The sequence below is a fragment of the Terriglobales bacterium genome (genome assembly GCA_035561515.1).
Taxonomy (GTDB): Bacteria; Acidobacteriota; Terriglobia; order Terriglobales; family Acidobacteriaceae; genus DATMXP01.
This window is the reverse complement of the sequence record DATMXP010000050.1, coordinates 38,494-54,278: the sequence shown is the minus strand read 5'-3', so window position 1 is coordinate 54,278 and position 15,785 is coordinate 38,494. Positions and strand designations below refer to the sequence as shown.

General features: G+C 54.9%; 16 protein-coding genes. 6 read left to right on the top strand and 10 right to left on the bottom strand.

All coding sequences use genetic code 11. The features are described 5' to 3' along the window. Positions 1-521: 521 nt before the first annotated feature. Positions 522-1,169, bottom strand: coding sequence for a hypothetical protein (locus VN577_22060; GenBank protein HWR17529.1), 648 nt, complete (start codon positions 1,167-1,169; stop codon positions 522-524). 277 nt (positions 1,170-1,446) lie between these two features. On the opposite strand from VN577_22060, the gene VN577_22055 reads away from it, so the two are divergent. Then, entirely contained in the window at positions 1,447-2,430 is a 984-nt protein-coding gene (locus tag VN577_22055) for a hypothetical protein (protein ID HWR17528.1), read from the top strand. Continuing rightward, positions 2,427-3,017, top strand: a complete 591-nt coding sequence (locus VN577_22050; protein ID HWR17527.1) for an acyloxyacyl hydrolase — start codon at positions 2,427-2,429, stop codon at positions 3,015-3,017. Before VN577_22055 ends, VN577_22050 begins: the two co-directional genes overlap by 4 nt. An 8-nt stretch (positions 3,018-3,025) precedes the next feature. Here VN577_22050 and ligD read toward each other — a convergent pair whose 3' ends face one another. Further along, a complete protein-coding gene (gene ligD / locus VN577_22045; protein ID HWR17526.1) occupies positions 3,026-5,503 on the bottom strand; it encodes a DNA ligase D in 2,478 nt (825 codons plus the stop codon). A 72-nt stretch (positions 5,504-5,575) separates the two neighbouring features. Here ligD and VN577_22040 point away from each other — a divergent pair, with 72 nt between their 5' ends. Together VN577_22040 and VN577_22035 are read left to right on the top strand one after the other, a co-directional pair. Next, positions 5,576-6,454: a Ku protein gene (locus tag VN577_22040; GenBank protein ID HWR17525.1), complete on the top strand. Its 879-nt coding sequence runs from the start codon at positions 5,576-5,578 to the stop codon at positions 6,452-6,454. 11 nt (positions 6,455-6,465) lie between these two features. Continuing rightward, a complete protein-coding gene (locus VN577_22035; protein ID HWR17524.1) occupies positions 6,466-6,672 on the top strand; it encodes a hypothetical protein in 207 nt (68 codons plus the stop codon). A gap of 135 nt (positions 6,673-6,807) precedes the next feature. On the opposite strand, the gene VN577_22030 is transcribed toward VN577_22035, so the two are convergent. Next, complete coding sequence (locus tag VN577_22030; GenBank protein HWR17523.1) at positions 6,808-7,221, bottom strand: hypothetical protein; 414 nt, start codon at positions 7,219-7,221, stop codon at positions 6,808-6,810. A 215-nt stretch (positions 7,222-7,436) separates the two neighbouring features. Here VN577_22030 and VN577_22025 point away from each other — a divergent pair, with 215 nt between their 5' ends. After that, on the top strand, positions 7,437-8,240 hold the full coding sequence (locus VN577_22025) for a hypothetical protein (protein HWR17522.1): 804 nt from the start codon (positions 7,437-7,439) through the stop codon (positions 8,238-8,240). A gap of 1,048 nt (positions 8,241-9,288) precedes the next feature. Beyond that, positions 9,289-10,395 (top strand): hypothetical protein, encoded by a 1,107-nt coding sequence (locus tag VN577_22020; protein HWR17521.1) that lies wholly within the window; start codon positions 9,289-9,291, stop codon positions 10,393-10,395. Positions 10,396-10,500: 105 nt separating this feature from the next. On the opposite strand, the gene VN577_22015 is transcribed toward VN577_22020, so the two are convergent. The 7 genes from VN577_22015 to VN577_21985 all read right to left on the bottom strand — a co-directional run bounded on the left by VN577_22015 (position 10,501) and on the right by VN577_21985 (position 15,780). After that, a complete protein-coding gene (locus VN577_22015) occupies positions 10,501-11,745 on the bottom strand; it encodes a DUF4010 domain-containing protein (protein HWR17520.1) in 1,245 nt (414 codons plus the stop codon). 42 nt (positions 11,746-11,787) lie between these two features. After that, complete coding sequence (locus VN577_22010) at positions 11,788-12,519, bottom strand: cytochrome c3 family protein (protein ID HWR17519.1); 732 nt, start codon at positions 12,517-12,519, stop codon at positions 11,788-11,790. Positions 12,520-12,661: 142 nt separating this feature from the next. After that, positions 12,662-13,366 carry a lipid-binding SYLF domain-containing protein gene (locus VN577_22005; GenBank protein ID HWR17518.1) on the bottom strand — a complete coding sequence of 235 codons (705 nt, stop codon included), beginning with the start codon at positions 13,364-13,366 and terminating at the stop codon, positions 12,662-12,664. 53 nt (positions 13,367-13,419) lie between these two features. After that, positions 13,420-14,373 carry a peptidase inhibitor family I36 protein gene (locus tag VN577_22000; GenBank protein HWR17517.1) on the bottom strand — a complete coding sequence of 318 codons (954 nt, stop codon included), beginning with the start codon at positions 14,371-14,373 and terminating at the stop codon, positions 13,420-13,422. 26 nt (positions 14,374-14,399) lie between these two features. Then, positions 14,400-14,846, bottom strand: coding sequence for an ATP-binding protein (locus tag VN577_21995; GenBank protein ID HWR17516.1), 447 nt, complete (start codon positions 14,844-14,846; stop codon positions 14,400-14,402). A 107-nt stretch (positions 14,847-14,953) separates the two neighbouring features. Further along, the gene (locus VN577_21990; GenBank protein HWR17515.1) at positions 14,954-15,325 is read right to left on the bottom strand and encodes a LysM peptidoglycan-binding domain-containing protein; all 372 of its coding nucleotides are present in this window, start codon (positions 15,323-15,325) and stop codon (positions 14,954-14,956) included. A gap of 116 nt (positions 15,326-15,441) precedes the next feature. Continuing rightward, positions 15,442-15,780 (bottom strand): YegP family protein, encoded by a 339-nt coding sequence (locus VN577_21985; protein ID HWR17514.1) that lies wholly within the window; start codon positions 15,778-15,780, stop codon positions 15,442-15,444. Positions 15,781-15,785 lie beyond the last annotated feature (5 nt).

Sequence of the window (15,785 nt, the reverse complement as noted above, 5' to 3'; positions counted from 1 at the left end):
TAGCACCTAGTTGGTCGTCGACAAAACAAATAGGCCAAACAAATGCGAAAGGTGGTGAGACGGAAAAGCGTCTTCACCACCTACATTTTCAGGATAGCAATTTGGGTGGGGGCATCATGCCAAGGTTTGGAAATTTATTTTGTGAGTGTTTTCAGGACTTTGCGGGGAAAAGGGCGCGGTGACCCCCTTGACATCGTTTGGAGCGGGTTGTGCCGAAATGGAACAAAAAGATGACCACAGAGACGCAGAGACACAGAGAGTTGAATGGGGAAGAACTCGGTGTGAATGCTGATGGTAGTTCGGTCATTGGTGTCGCCGGGTAGGCGTCTAAGTCCCTCCGGGATCGGAGTGCAGTGGACTCCACCTTAATGTCCCAAGATGCGAGACGTGGAGATGGGCACGGAAGCCGTATAAGTGGTCCGGTACGTGGGCTACCAGCCGATATAGCTAGTGCGTTAGGTGGGCCACCAGCCCAGATATGGGGCACCAGAACGCCGAAAGGGCTGGGCATCCGGACACGCCTAACGCAAAGGGTCGGCCTCCCGCCCGTCTTCGGCGGCGATCTTTGCCTTCAGTTCCGAGACCACCTCATCTTCGGGTTTTCCGCAAAACGAACCGGTGTATTCGGTTTCTTTCTTGCGTCTGGTTTCGCATTCCATCTTTCCCAAAGCGAAACGCCAGACGCCGAAGCCATCGAGGCGGAAAATATATTCCCAAAAGTCGTTGGGTACAGGGGAACGAACGACGAAAAACACGCATAACTTATGCCAAGGTATGGGCGGAAAGTCGGTGGTCTCATACACAACTGGTTTGCCTTCCAACAACATGTTCCCGCCATACTTGCTGATGACAACCTTGTCTCCGACTTTTACGAGGTGCTGAGGATCTTTGAGAACCTCGGCAATGGACACCGTAAAGTCAGTCATCACTTCAGATTCGTCCGTCGAAAGCCGCGTCGTTTCATTGACTACCTCACCGCGGACGATCAAAGTGCTGCCTTTAATCAATTGGGCGAGCGTGTGCGGTTCGTGCAACGGGAGATCCAGCCAGCGGCCGTGTTTGGCGTAACCCTTCTGCCTCACTTCTTCGCGCAGGTTTCTACTCTGTGAAGATGCGGGAGTAGCAATGGACAGAAGAATCACAAGTAGTGTGAGGGCGAGTCTTCTCATCAAATCCTCATCACGCATATCGGCCAGCGAAGCTGCTCCGATGCATCGGATGGTAACACTGAAGTTATTCGAGGGAAGCCAGTCGGTCTGCAATATGCCTTAGTTCTTTCCCAATTCGGAACGAAGAAGAAGAGGGAATCGTGCGTCATCCGGTCGACGCTGGCTTGGACCGGGCTGGGTATACAGAAAACGTAACCCCTGACGGGTGCGAACGTCTGTGATGCCCGGGTTAGCCCAACAGCAGGGCGAACCCGAGGCACCCGATGCCTGTTGGTAGATGAATAGAACCCGGGCCAACTGCCTAGTTTCACTTCGCGCCGACGGCGGACACTCATCAGTGCTTCTTGAGGCGGCACTGCTTTCTGGGTTCCGCATCTCACAGGTGCGGTCGTCCCCAACCGCGTGGGCCAGAATGTACAAATGGGTACTTTTGATCCTGCCGATTGGCTTGCTTGCGCAAGACCTGCCGAACGCGCCCAGTTATTCCACTCATCAGCCACTCAAAGCCAGGGCAGCAACATCTTCCAAAGCCAATGCGATTCCGGAGGCAGCGATTGCGTCTCCGCCGAAGAAGCAAGGATTCCGGTGGGGACATGCTACTGGGGAGACGCTGCTGGTGCTTGGCGTTCAACACGCGGCTAACCTGGGCATGGACAAGTGGGCACGCCAGACGATTCAGAAACCCGACTTCTTCGGGCGGTGGTTTCACGCGGTGGAGAATGTCCGCTGGACGGTGTGGAACGATAACGATCCGTTTCTGGACAACTACATTGCGCATCCGATGATCGGCGCGGTGTATGGATGGATCCAGGTGCAGAACGATCCGAAGTATAAGGACGTGCCACTGGAAAACTCGCGACGATACTGGAAGAGTCGTTTGAGGGCGATGGCATGGGCCGCCGCGTGGAGCACGCAGTGGGAGATCGGGCCGCTGAGTGAAGCCTCGATTCAGAACATTGGCGGCTTTCCTTATTACTCGAACGAAAGCAAGGGCATGACAAACGGGACGGGGATGGTGGACTTCGTGATGACGCCGGTTGCCGGAACCGTTTGGATGGTGGGCGAAGATGCCCTGGATAAATACGTTAGCTCGCGATTGCGACGGGTGAGCAAGAATCGGCTGTGGCTGCTGGGTGTTTCCATACTGACGCCGACACGCGGCGCGGCCAACCTGGTGCGGTGGAAGGCGCCGTGGTATCGCGATTATGAGACGCGTCCGGGGATGCTGGTGCAGTTGGAGTCGGCTGTAGGTGAGCCATGAAGATTGCGGTTCGCCTTTGCATTCTCGCCGGCTTGCTTGTGGTGGCTACGTTGGGTGCGGCACAGGATGAATTGCCGGGGAAGCATGAGGTCTCGGTGTGGCTGAACCGGTCGTTCAGCAATGGGCACGTCTTCGGATGGGCGCAGAACCGTGAACTCTTCTTCGCGGAGGTTCGATATGCGCGCCGATTCGCAACTATCAAAGGCATGGAATTGCGTTACCAGGCGGCGGTGGTGCCGGTTGCACTGCTGAATGACGATCTGGGCAACTACCAAAGGGAGTGGGTTTACGCGGCTGGCGCGAGTCCGATTGGGCTGCACGTGCGGTTTCGTCCGACGAAACGCGTCTCGCCGTTTCTCTCGAACACGGGCGGGTTTCTCTACTTCCAACGGCGGGTACTGTTTGATGACACGACGCAGTTCAACTTCACGGTTGAGCTGGCAGCAGGGACGGAGATTCGAGTTGCGAGCAGGGAGGCGGTTGTATTCGGGTATAAGTATCACCACTTCTCGAATGCAAATCGTGGAGTGCGAAATCCGGGGCTGGATTCGCACATGCTGTTCGTGGGATTTGCGTGGTTCCGGTAAGGGCTCAGCTACTTCTTCAGCAGAGATTCGAGTTTGACAAGCGCCGGTTCGAGTTTCTGTTTCAGCACTAACACGGGCGAGAAAATGTCGCCGAGCCGGGCGAAGCGATCGGGCACGGTGGCGAGGGTGAACTTGTCAGGGGTGAGCGAGGGGACGAGTTCGTTCCAGTGCAGGGGAGTTGAGGCGGGAGCGCCCGGGAATGCGCGCAGAACATACGGCGCGGCGATGGTTTTGCCTTCGGCGATCTGGAGGTAGTCGAAGTAGACCTTGCCTTTTTCGCGTTCGGAGACGGTGCGCGGAGTGGTGAAGAGATCGGGCCGTTCGGCAGCGGCGAGGCGCGCGAGGATCTCGGTGAACGAGCGGACCTGCGTGTAGTTGTACTCGGGAGCGAGTGGCACGTAGATGTGAAGGCCGTCGCCGCCGGTAGTTTTGGGGAATCCCTGGAGCTGGAGCGAGTCGAGAAGCTTTTTGATCAAGAGTGCTGCGTCGACGATTCGGTCGAAGGTGCAGTGCACGGGATCGAGATCGATGAGCATGAAGTCGGGGCAGTCGAGCGATCCGACGCGGCTCATCCACGGATTCTGGTCGATGCATCCGAGATTGGCGAGGTAGAGGAGCGAGGCTTCGTCGTCGGCGAAGAGGAAGCGGATGGGGCTGCCGCGATGCTCGGAGTCAATGAGGTGCGACTTCATCCATGATGGCGTACCGAGCGCGGCGTTCTTCTGGAAGAAGTATTCGCCTTCGATGCCATCGGGATAACGCTTGAGTGAAAGCGGGCGGTCCTTGAGATAGGGAAGAATGAGCGGCGCGACGGAGTGGTAGTAGTTGATGACGTCGCGCTTGGTGTAGCCCTCGCGGGGAAAATAGATCTTGTTCAGGTTGGTGAACTTCAACGTCTGGCCGTTGATGGTGAGCGAGACTTCGGTGCGCTTGCCATCGAGGAGAGGAGCGGCGGTGTCGGTGGCTTCGGGCTTAGTCGTTTCGACGGAAGGGAAGTTACAGTCTGCGGGAGCGACGTCGTCGCGGAGGCCGAGGTAGACAGGCGCGCGAAGATGCTTTTCCTTGGTCCACTCCATGTACTTCACGGTGCACACGAGCTTGGGCTCGACCCAGGTGATCTTTTCGGGGATCTTTGGCATGTCGCTGATCGGCGAGGTTTTGCGGATCAGCGGCTTGAGGAGCGAGTGAAGCTGGTCGAGTGACTTCTGCGTGAAGCCGGTACCGACGTTTCCGGCGAAGAGGAATTTGCCGTCCTGAAAATAGGCAAGCACGAGCGCGCCGAAGGGTTCGCGCTCACCTTTGGTGAATCCGCAGATGACGAACTCTTGTTGGGTGACGACTTTGACTTTTATCCAATCGGTGCTGCGGCGGGCTTCGTAGCGGCTGGTGGCGCGCTTGGCGACCACGCCTTCCAATTCGTTTGCGCGGGCAGCGTGAAGGAGTTCAGGTCCGTTTTCGAAGTGGTCGGAGTAACGAACAAGTGCGGATTGCGAGAGAACACTTTTGAGCAGAGCCTTGCGGTCGATGAGGGTAGCACCGCGAAGGTCGTAGCCGTTGAGGTAAAGAAGGTCGAAGGCGAATAGGAGGACGGGCGAGGTCTCGGCGAGCTTTCGGCTTTTGGCGGCGCCGGCACCGATGCGCTGTTGCAGCAGTCCGAAACGGGGGCGGCCCTGGTCGTCGAGCGCGACGATTTCGCCGTCGATGATCGCGGAGGAGGCGGAAATGTGGCGGGGAAGGTCGGCGAGTTCGGTGTACTGCTGGTCCATGGTGCGTCCGGTGCGGGAGATGAGCGAGACCTTGCCGTCGCGGATATAGCAGAGAGATCGGACGCCGTCCCATTTGGGCTCGAAGATCCAGCCAGGACCTTCTGGCAACGACGGTGACAATGTCGCAAGCATGGGGGAAAGCGAAGACGGCATGTCGGCTTTGACGGCACCGGTGACAGCGGAAGGATCGGTAGGAACTTCGAGAACGCTGCGGATGTCGGATTCGGGATCCCAGCCGAGGATGACGGCGAAGTCGTTCTTCTTAATCAGAAGCCAGTCTTTCGGCGATTTCTTTGTCCGGACGAGCGCGAATTCGCCAGCCAGTTTCTGGCCATGGAGGCGGAATTTCAGGTCGCCGCGTTCGAGTTGCTGATGGATGGGCGCGTCGCCCAGGAGTTCATATCGGCCGTAGTCCCAGAGCGAAACGGTTCCGGCACCATAGTTTCCCTGGGGAATAGTGCCTTGGAAGGTTCCGTATTCGATGGGATGGTCTTCGACATGGACGGCGAGGCGCTTGTCGGTGGGATCAAGTGTCGGTCCCTTGGGTAGAGCCCATGATTTCAGTACGTTATCGACTTCGAGGCGAAGGTCGTAGTGGAGGCGGCGGGCGGAATGTCGCTGGATGTAAAAGCGATTTTCGGGGTGAATCGCGGGTTTTCCGGGTTGGGGCTCGGGCGTTTTGTCGAACTTACGCTTCGTGCGGTATTGGTCGAGAGACATTCCTGTTTGTAAACGCCCTATTTCTGTGGTATTTACGAAGCACTCTGCCCATTTTCCAGCCGAGGTGTACGGATGGCAACCACGGTTTGGAAGGGACACCTTACATTTGGTTTGGTATCTCTTCCAATAAAACTTTTTAGCGCGGCTCGCAGCGAAACGGTCAGCTTCAATCAGTTGCACAAGTCCGACCATTCGCGCGTGAAGCAAGTCCTCTACTGTCAGGTTGAAGATAAACCAGTTCCTCGCAGCGAACTCGTGAAGGGATACGAGTACGAGAAGGACAAGTATGTCGTTCTCGACGAAGAGGACGTGAAGAAGGCTGCACCTTCGACGGCGCGGACGATGGAGATCCTGGAGTTCGTGAAGACGGACGAAGTGGATCCGGTGTACATGGAGAGCTCGTATTACGTCGCTCCGGACGAAGCGGGCGAAAAGCCGTACACGCTGCTGTTCGAAGGACTGAAGCGGACTGGGTACGTTGCGCTGGCCAAAGTCGCAATGCACAACCGTGAGCACATCGTGATCATCAGGCCGGGTAGCCGCGGGATGATCCTGCACACGATGTATTACGCGGACGAAGTCCGGAAGGTGGAAGAGTTTCGCGCCGATACGACGCTGGTGAAAGACAAGGAACTGGAACTGGCGACGACGCTGATTGAATCGCTGGCGGCGCCGTTTGAGCCGGAGAAGTACAAGGATTCGTATCGCGAAAACCTGATGGAGATGATCAAGGCGAAGGTGGAAGGGAAGCAGTTGGTGGAAGCTCCGACCACGGAGAAACTCGCGCCGGTGATCGACATCATGGAAGCGCTGAAGATGAGCCTGGCGCAGGCGAAGAAGCCAGTTCGGTCGACGACGGGCACGGCGGCCCAGGCTCCGGTGGCGACGGAAACGAAGGAAGCGTCGGCTGCAAAAGGGAAGAGAAACCGCAAGGCATCGGCTGCCGGGTGAGGATGAACGTCATGCATTGTGAAGCGTATCGATCGGCAGCATACGACTCCACGGGGGAGTGGGCGGTGGAGTGCGGCGCTGCGGGAGAATATTGCGCGGTGTGCGAGATGGTGCTGTGCGCATACTGCCACAAGGCCGTCGCGGATGATCCTGATCATCTGGGCAAGAAGACGCCGGTGAGCGTGAAGACGGCGGAGAACTCGCGCAAGGCGGGATAACGTCGACTTCGGTCCGCAGCAAAAGAAACGGGCGACGGCAACAAGCCAGATTGTCGTGCCCGAAGATCACATCCGTTCCAACTCGGATTGTCCTGAGAACTAGATTTCTTCCTGTTAGAACTTGTCTCGTGTTGCTCACTTCTTCGGCGGCTGGTTCTGCTCTCCCTTCATCATTCCATCTCCGTGCTTGCTACGCATCGTCTTCATCATGCTCATGCACTTGTCCATGTGGTCGTTTACGTTTGCGAGCGCCTTGTCTGCTTCATCAAGCGCAGCCCGCATCTTTGCGGGGTCGTTGGACTGCTTTGCAGCCGCAATGTTCTGTCTTGCTTGAGTGTTTGATTGCTGCATGGCCTGCATGTTCTTGTGGCAGTCCGCCATCATGCCGTGCATCTGGTCATTTCCACTATGCTGCATCTGGCCGTGCATTCCTTGCATTCCCTGCATCGATTGGTTCTGCTGCTGATTGCTGGTGTTCTGGGCGACAGCGATGACCGCAAACACTAATGCAATCAGTGCGAGAAATGCGAAAGTCTTGATGTGCCTCATAATGTTTTCCTTTCGTTCATCTGCTGAACAGTTGGATAGCAGCACTGGCCCCCAGGGATTCCCACACCATTACAAGTCCTTCCCCGTCCCCATTTCGGGACTGGATCTGAACCCACTAGTCATGAAGTAAAAGCGATTCGAACCTTTGGGCGAGGGTTCGAGTCACCTGCGCCGAATAGGGACTTGAACCCTCTTGTTCACCGGGGTATTGGCGTGTGCTGTACACTCGTCCCGTGCACAACGAGGAAGCACTGATCGCTGCGTTCGTAAAGCGCAACAAACGAGACCGTTACCGGGAGATCCTCTCCAACCCTCGGCTGCGACATAAGTTTACGAATCAGTTAGCGCACTTCGCCGACTTTGATCCCAAGTATCGATTGGCCCTTCCCAGCAATAAACTATTCGTAGACAACATTGCGTGGGAGCTACAGAAACGGCACTCTCCGAGCATCGTTTTCGCTATCTCGGAAGATCCTGCACTCGATGGGAAAGAACTACCGCTGATCGAGGCCCTCAAGCAAATCGTCGGGCGAGGTATGGGAACCGTTCTCTCATGTATTCCGGGAAGATTGGCTTTTGTTGAGACAGAGGATGAACGATTCATTCTGGAGCGGCACGATCCATTGGAGAAACGCGAATTCATCCGGTTTGTCATCGGCCGTAAGGATGACGACAGTCATGTTGAACAGGGCATCTTCCGGGCGGTTGCTCTAGCCATCGAATGGCAGGACATCAAAGGTGCTGATGCTGACGAGTTGAACGCACTGCTAATGTGGTTTAGTGAGAACCTGGAGAAACCAAGTTCCTATGGGCGCGACAAGCTACGCCGCGGTATTTGTTGGTTCAAGACCGACGCCAAGGAACACATCTCTCGGATCTGGGAAATGGTCCAAATCCTCGAGCGCAATAGGATCTACGTGAAGAAAATCAAAACCGACAACCCGGGTTACGTCGTCTATGAAGACGAATGGCAACTAGTAGCTGAACCGTTCCGCAAAGGCACTTTGCTTAGGAAATGACGAACCCTAGCCATACCGAAGGAAACTGAGGAAGGTGAAGATCTACCGGATGTAATGCTATTGGCTGCCCCCCAGGGATTCGAACCCCGATATGCTGATCCAGAGATGCACTGTGCCACTTTTCTGGTGCAATCGTGAGTGCTCAAATCTACTCATGAATCCCTCTGAAACGCTTGTCTATAGCGGCTTTCCATCGAATCGTGAATTCTGCTGAGTATGTGCGACATTTCCTGAAAACAGGCGGATTTTTGAAAGTTATGTGGGAGTTATGTGGGAGTAAAACTCCCGGCAAATCTTCTTTCATTTGAACCATCGTAGAACTGTACCGACATCTCCGCACGTGCCGAAGTTTGCATCCTTCCGGAGCCCGTGTCAATGATCGACAACGTTACGCCCACCTGCAATTGTCGAACAGCGCAATCGTCAGCCGACTTGTTTCAACCAAGCTTCCAGCGCGGACGAGAAAACAGGATCTCGTTTGCACATCTGAGTTCCTGCGCAACATTGCCTTCGTAGTTTTAATCGTCGGACCGCGCGTTGCGTGCAGCGAAAACACATAGTTCGCGAAAGCGACAAATCGCGGGACCAATGTTTCACAACCTCGGAAAATAGCGATAAGTACCGAGGAAATGGTACGTTCTCTCGTGCGAATAAACTTCACTTGCACCTATCCCGAATTTTGCAATTGTTGATCTAAGCGATTGATTACACACAGGATTTACATCAACGATGTCAAGTTTCTTAGCAATAAAACTTGACACACTTTCTGCAAATGGACGTGATAGGGAAAGAATCTGAATCACAGTGCCAGCTCCTTTGCTACCGTCCCTACCCCTCATGGACAGAGGTGCAATTAGGCTTTCTTGAACTGAGAGAAATGCTCCAAACAGTCCGAAGACTCAGTTTGGACTGTCACATTCTGTCGAATCACACCTGTGATACAAATTCCCGAGAATCGTTTACGTGGTGCTTCAACCGCAACAGAACTGCTACTCGATTCTCCGTGGCGCTCACGTGAGCGCCATTGGTGTTAATGGAGAGCGCACCTATGCACGAACTCTGGAATCGTGATGAGCTGTACAAAGAAGTCTGGGCAGAACCGGTCCAGCGTGTGGCTGCAAGATATGGAGTGTCGGGCAACGCCATCGCCAAGGTCTGTCGAAAGATGAATATTCCAGTGCCGGGCCGAGGCTACTGGGCGAAGAAGGACAGCGGGCAGCATGTAACACAAAGACCATTGCCGCCGATGAAAAATGTCCCTCAACTCTGGAAGCCTGAACCCCAACCGAAGACGCCGCCACCTCCACCGGATCCCGAGTTCGATGAAATTGATAGAAGGATGGCTGCCGGGGACTTCGAACCTCCGGCGACTCGCACGAAACGACACCCTCTTGTAGAACGAGCGAAAGAGTTACTGTCGTCTAGCACCGGCGAGAACAACTTCCGCAGACTTCACGTTTACGGCCAGGACACACTCAACATCAGAGTCTCCAAAGCCGTACTTCCACGTGCGTTGAATCTTTTCAATTCACTGTCCGATGTTGCCGAGAGAATAGGGGGATCAGTTCGCCTTACGACCAGGTGGTCAAATAAGGTAACCGTCTTTGCCGCTGCTGGTGGTGAAGCTGAACTGAGAATCCGTGAAAAGCTAACGATGGTAAAGAACATGGACAAGGCAAGGTGGTCCGGAGGCCACTACAATTCCTTTGAACCAGCCGGGATCCTAATTCTAGAAATCACCGCGTACTCCAGCGGACTAAAAACGGAATGGAAGGATAAACCCAACCTGCCGCTCGAGAGCCAGATTCCTGCAATCATCGCGACGCTAATAAAGGTCTGCGTCATCCATCGTCGGCGAGTTGAAGAAGAGGAGCGCAAGGAACTCGCACGGCGTAAACGCGAAATGGAACTGGAGGAATTAGCAAAGTTAATCTCCGTAGAGGAAGCGCGGGTTAACGCGCTGCTGACGGATGTGGAGAATTGGCAGCGTGCCCGCGGCATTCGTGACTACGTTGCCGCTTTAGAAACTTTGGACGGAGAAGCTCAATCGAAGCCGGGCTTTCTAGAATGGGCTAAGGACCAAGCTGATCGTCTAGATCCGTTGACTCCTTCGCCTTCCTCAATACTGGATCGCCGTAGCGAAGTCTCACACTGATTTCAGCAACAATCACGTTATTAGATATGGGTTACGAATCAGCACTCTCGATTGACAGCGGTCGAACCTTAACGGACTAGCATTCGGCTCCCATTGTGGATGAGCTCATTTCATCAGAAATACCCAAAGCCATGCTGCCGCAAGAAACAGAAGCAATCCCGGAATGACCTGGAAGGCAAACCGCCTGCCACCACTCGCTACCGCCGCAATCATCTTGGCACCCGTGTTCGTCGTGAGCCCAGCCAGCACGGGAATCAGGGAGTCTTGCGGGTTCAGCTTCCCAGATGCAACGAGCGAGGCTACTGAAACGGCCACGGAATGTGCATCCCCAAAACCAGCAACCGCGGCTGCCACGATGACGCCCTTTTCTCCGAACCAGTAGTTCAGTGCTGCAGATACCAGGAGCATCACCGCGATGGCCAGAGCGAATCCCAACGCTGTACGCAGGCTAAATGGCCGTCCCCGTTGGGGCTGCTCAGGCACCTCGTGCCGAAGATTTTTCAGAGTGAAGATTGCCCCATAAACGACAGCCATAGCGCCAGCTGCAATCAAAGGAATCGCCATAACCTGAAGCGTTGCTCGGCTTGTTGCAGCTAAGACTATGGCAAGCTCGATCACCGTTGCAATCGTTGAGAGTACGGCACCCGCCACGGCAGGCCGCGCGAGGCCGGGTTCCTTTAGCGCCCTTGCACCCATGGATCCAATGGTGGCGATGCTGGAGACAAATCCGGAGGCTAGACCGGCGAGTGGAAGTCCAAACCTAGGGCCGATCAGGCGGACGGCTATATAGCCCAACGCGCTGATCGACATCATCAGAATGACAATGATCCAGATGGTATGAGGATTGATTGCGTTGAATGGACCGAGGTACCGATTCGGAACAAGAGGCAGGATGACAAACACACCGGCTGCGAAAACCAGTGCATCGGAGAGTTCATCTTCGCTGAGCGCGACACTCACAAAGCGGTGAATGCGATCTCTGGCGGCGAGAAGTATTACAACAGATACCGCGAGGCCTGCCGCCAATGCCGGGTGGACGGTGACCAGCGCACCCAGAAGAACGGTCAAGACCAGTGCTGCTTCGGTCGTCAGTCCGGGATCATCCTGGCTCGAGCGAGAATAGGCGATCGCACTAAGGCCAGCCATCGCCACAGTACACGAGGCAAGCAACCACGGTGTGCCAATGGTCAGGCTGACGGCGCCGAGTAAGGAAGCAATCGCGAAGGTTCGGATTCCGGCTGGGGAGCGCGAGGGCCCCTCTCCCTTGCGACGTTCGCGTTCAGCGCCGATCAACAGACCAATAGCAAGAGCAGATGCAAGTCGAAATGCGAGGCTGTTCACGTCCAGCATAGTCTTCCGCCAGATCGAACAAGTCCCGTCAGGAGGTCCACTTTACGCGTTCTCCTTCTTGTGACACTGAGTGCATTTTGTCGGAGCAGCGCCGCCGGACTTCTTGTGGCAATCAATGCAGGTGCCGGCTGTGGCAGTCGCGTTATGGAACGCAGCCTGTTTTCCCGTCTTCATTCCAGGTTGTGTGGGCTTGGTATGGCAGTCGGTACACGCCTGTTGTGCTACTTTGCCGGGCTTCGGCTCACGCGATGCATGGTGACAGGTCTCGCACGCGACAGGATGCTTGCTGTGCTCGAAGCGGACGCCGCCCATCGGATTACCCGTCAGCAGTATCGGCTTTGTCGGTGCCGTGGCCTGTTGTTGTGAGAGTTTGGGTGGTGTAGCAGTGGCAGCTGCTTTTGTCGCGGGAGCTGTTGGTTTAGATGGTTCAGCTGCGGCTGGCTGCTGTTTCGCGATTACCAGCGCGGCTATCTTCTTGTACGTGGCCTGGGGAAGAACCTTCTTCTTTACGAGATCTGCCTTCGCCTTGTAAGGACGGTTCTCGATGATTTTCTGGGAGTAGGTATCTCCAATGCCAGGAAGTGCGGCAAGCTGCTCTTTCGTGGCCGAGTTCAGGTCAATCAGAGTCTTGCTTTTCTGAGTCTTTGCCGCTTGAGAGCTGCTCGATTTACCGGTACTCGACTTTGCTCCAGACTGTGCAAGTGCCTGGTACAGACACATCAACGAACAGGCGACTATCAGGACTGCGTACCATGCGGTGCTTCGCTTGATCATTGTGCCTCCAGTATGTGGATCACTTTATGTGAATGTCGATGGGGCTCCGGCTCTTCTCTTTTAGAACAATTCCTTTCATGTAGGTGTCCTAACGAGGCGGAACCCCAGTCGACTCGCGTCATGCTAAGTTTGCCTTCGCGCCCTATTCAAGCGATTTGGGATCGGACCTATTCTTAGGAGATTTCTTGTTCAGTAGTCCGACTAGCTTTGCCCCACTTGCGGGTGTTCCGACCGAATGCTTGGCGAGGATGTCTTCGGCACTTAACTTTTTGCCATAGAGGTTTTCGTTAGCCCCACCGTCAGAGCGGAGCGTCGACCCTTCCAGAGAAACACCGGCGAACAATCCTTTAGAGCGAGAGTAGGAAAGGATCTCTGCCTTCATTACCACATCCGTAGCAGCTTGGGCCGAGCGACCCTTTGGTCCGGCCGCAGCAGCTGCATCTGCGCCCAACTTGACTTTGCTCTTGAACAGTGACCGCGCACCGCGCGGGTTCATTACGAGAAGGACGAAGTCTGTCGCCTGTCCGCCCAATTGGAATCCGATATTACCTCCTTCCAGAGCGTAGAATGCCGGAGCACCCCAAGGACCTGTGAAGTGTTCGCCGCCTCGGCACACCATTACCCCGCGACCGTAACTGGCGCCGATACCGATGGCCAACTTCTTGACCGATGGCAAAACCACTACGCACTCCGCCTTGTCCAGAAGATCCTGAGGTATGTTGTCCGGAATGTTCAAAATTTCGGTGAGCACCTCGCCCGCATCCTTCAGTCGCTCTTGTTCCTTCTGCTGGGCAATCAGAGGGATAGCGAGCAAGGCGAAGCAAACGACAATAACCAAGTTCCGCATTGAGATACACCTCCGTTCAAATGAAGACTAATCCCGAATCCTCCCGACCGCACCTAACGTGCCACTTCGAAATCTGCTGTACACCCACCCGAAACCCAGAGGCGCCCGTTGTCGATTCCCCAAGTGGTGTTCTTGCGGCAATTGCCATATGCGTTGATCATATGAGCGTCGCGAATATAGCTTGTACTCTCGCACATCTGCCGGGCGTTGCCAGGCGCCGAACCGCAATGCACAAGTGCCTGGTACTGTTCATTGCGATCGTAGCCGCCAATGTTGGACCAGCGTCCACGTCGCGGTGTTTCTACACGGAGTGACGATATGCGCCCGCTCCAGTTCTTTGAAGGATCGTCTGGAATACTCCAGGAGCGAAGATCAGCTACGTCGCGAGTGGTACGTGCGGCAGCTCCTGCAAAATCGCTGTCGTTGAACATCTGAACTTCACTGCCCCCTATGACCTGGATGGATTGGATCCGGTCATTGAAGCCGGGCGGAAGGTTATCCAACGCGCGACCTTGATCGACACAAAAGCTTCGGCCTTGGAAATTAGGCCGATCGAAGAAGCAAGCGCCAGTCGTCGTGGTGGTTTGGCGACGTCCCCAGATGAAGTCCCACGGACGGTTGCCGGTATTAGCCGGAGAGGTAGCATCGACACGCAGTGACGAAATTCGCGTTGTCCAATTCTTGTTAGGCTCGTTGGCCAACGGGATGGTCCTGAGGTCGGCGACGTCGTTCTGGATGAGTGTGCTTGCACCCACGAGATTGCCATCGTTGAACGCCGTCAGTTGAACGTTGCCGAAGATTCGAATGGAACGAATCGCATCATTGAAGCCACTCGGGAGCGCTGATAGAGTTTCTCCTGCTTGAGTGCAGAAGTAGGCGCCGCGATAATTGATGTCCCGATAGAAACACGCTCCGTTCGTTGGAATGCTGGTTTGTGCTGACGCGGTGATGAAGCCGAATAGGAAAGAGATTGCGAATAACAGCGTGGCCCATTTAAGAGATTTCATGGCAGAGCCTCCTGTGGTAACACCCACTAGTTCTTCAGCATGTGAAGTTCTGTGCCCCCGTGTTCATACCAGGCACTGTCCATCAACTGATTGATAAGGTAGATTCCGCGTCCGTGTTCTGAGTAGACGTTCTCACCCATGACAGGGCTGGGAATGGAAGAAGGGTCGAACCCCTGGCCGGGATCGCGAACGACGATGATCATCCCTCGATCTTTGTCACAAGCGACACAGCACTGTACCTGCTTGGCCGGATCGTTGTGACAACCGTGCAAGATGGCGTTGGCCAGGGCCTCCCTGATTGCTGTTTCAATCTCAAACTCCTTGCCAGCAGCACACTTCATTTCAGAGGTGATGGCCAGGATGCCTTCCACAATTGCTGAGATAGAATTAATGTCCGCCGAGACAGTGATGTCCAGGCGGATGATTAGTTTGTTCCTTTCGAAATCACTAGAATGCACAGCGTCGTCACGCATGTGGCACCTCGCCTGGTTCTAGGCGGTCAGTATGCTCTCCATGGCTGGTCTTTTCAGTGACATGGGCGAAACCCGACCGCTCAACCTAAAGTTCGAGATCTCCGGGATCATGCTGCAGGTATCTTCAGTTCCTGGCCGACCCGAATTTTGTCAGGATCAGGGATCCCGTTGGCCTGCGCTATCTTGTTGTACAGATTTGCGTTGCCGTAGAAACTCTTGCTGATCTTCGAGAGGTTGTCGCCTGATTTGACGACGTAGACGGCCCCGGATCCCACTGTAATAGTGTGTTGTAGATCGGCAAAAGTTGGGTCAATTTTCTTAATCTCGTCCCATGCCCGATTCTTGAGATAGTCGGTTGGTGCTGCCGCTGTTAGTACAGCCTTTCCGTTCTCCACATGAAAGTGTTCCACCTGAAACGCATTGGCGGACATGAAGTCGACTACCGGCTGGTACTTGCTTTTGAGTTCTTGGTCAGTCATTTGAGAGGCACTCCTTTCTTGCATGCTTGCATATATGACGGCTGCTGATTGAGGGGATGATCGTTAAGCGTTGCAGTGCCAATCGTCGATGCGAGATTTGTCCCAGGCAGCACACGTCAGGCGGTTGTAGAGTCCTCGATACTGGCTACCGGCGCATTTTTCATTACGGATTTAATCCCATTCTCCATTGCCGCCACCGACGAATACATTTCGCTTTTCCCGATCGTCTGTCCGTTCGTAGCTTTCAACACGAAGTATGTTTGGCCATTCTTCGCAGTCTTCCGTTCGTAGCGAGCCTCAATGGGCCCATTTGTCTTGACGGATTCAATCCCGGCGAGCGCACTTTGCTTTTCCTTGTATAGTTCGCTGGTAAGAATAATCTCGCCATTGCCGGCTTTCAGATTGAACATGAACTGACCACTGCCGCCCTGCTTCAGTTGGTATTTCGCTGCCATAGATC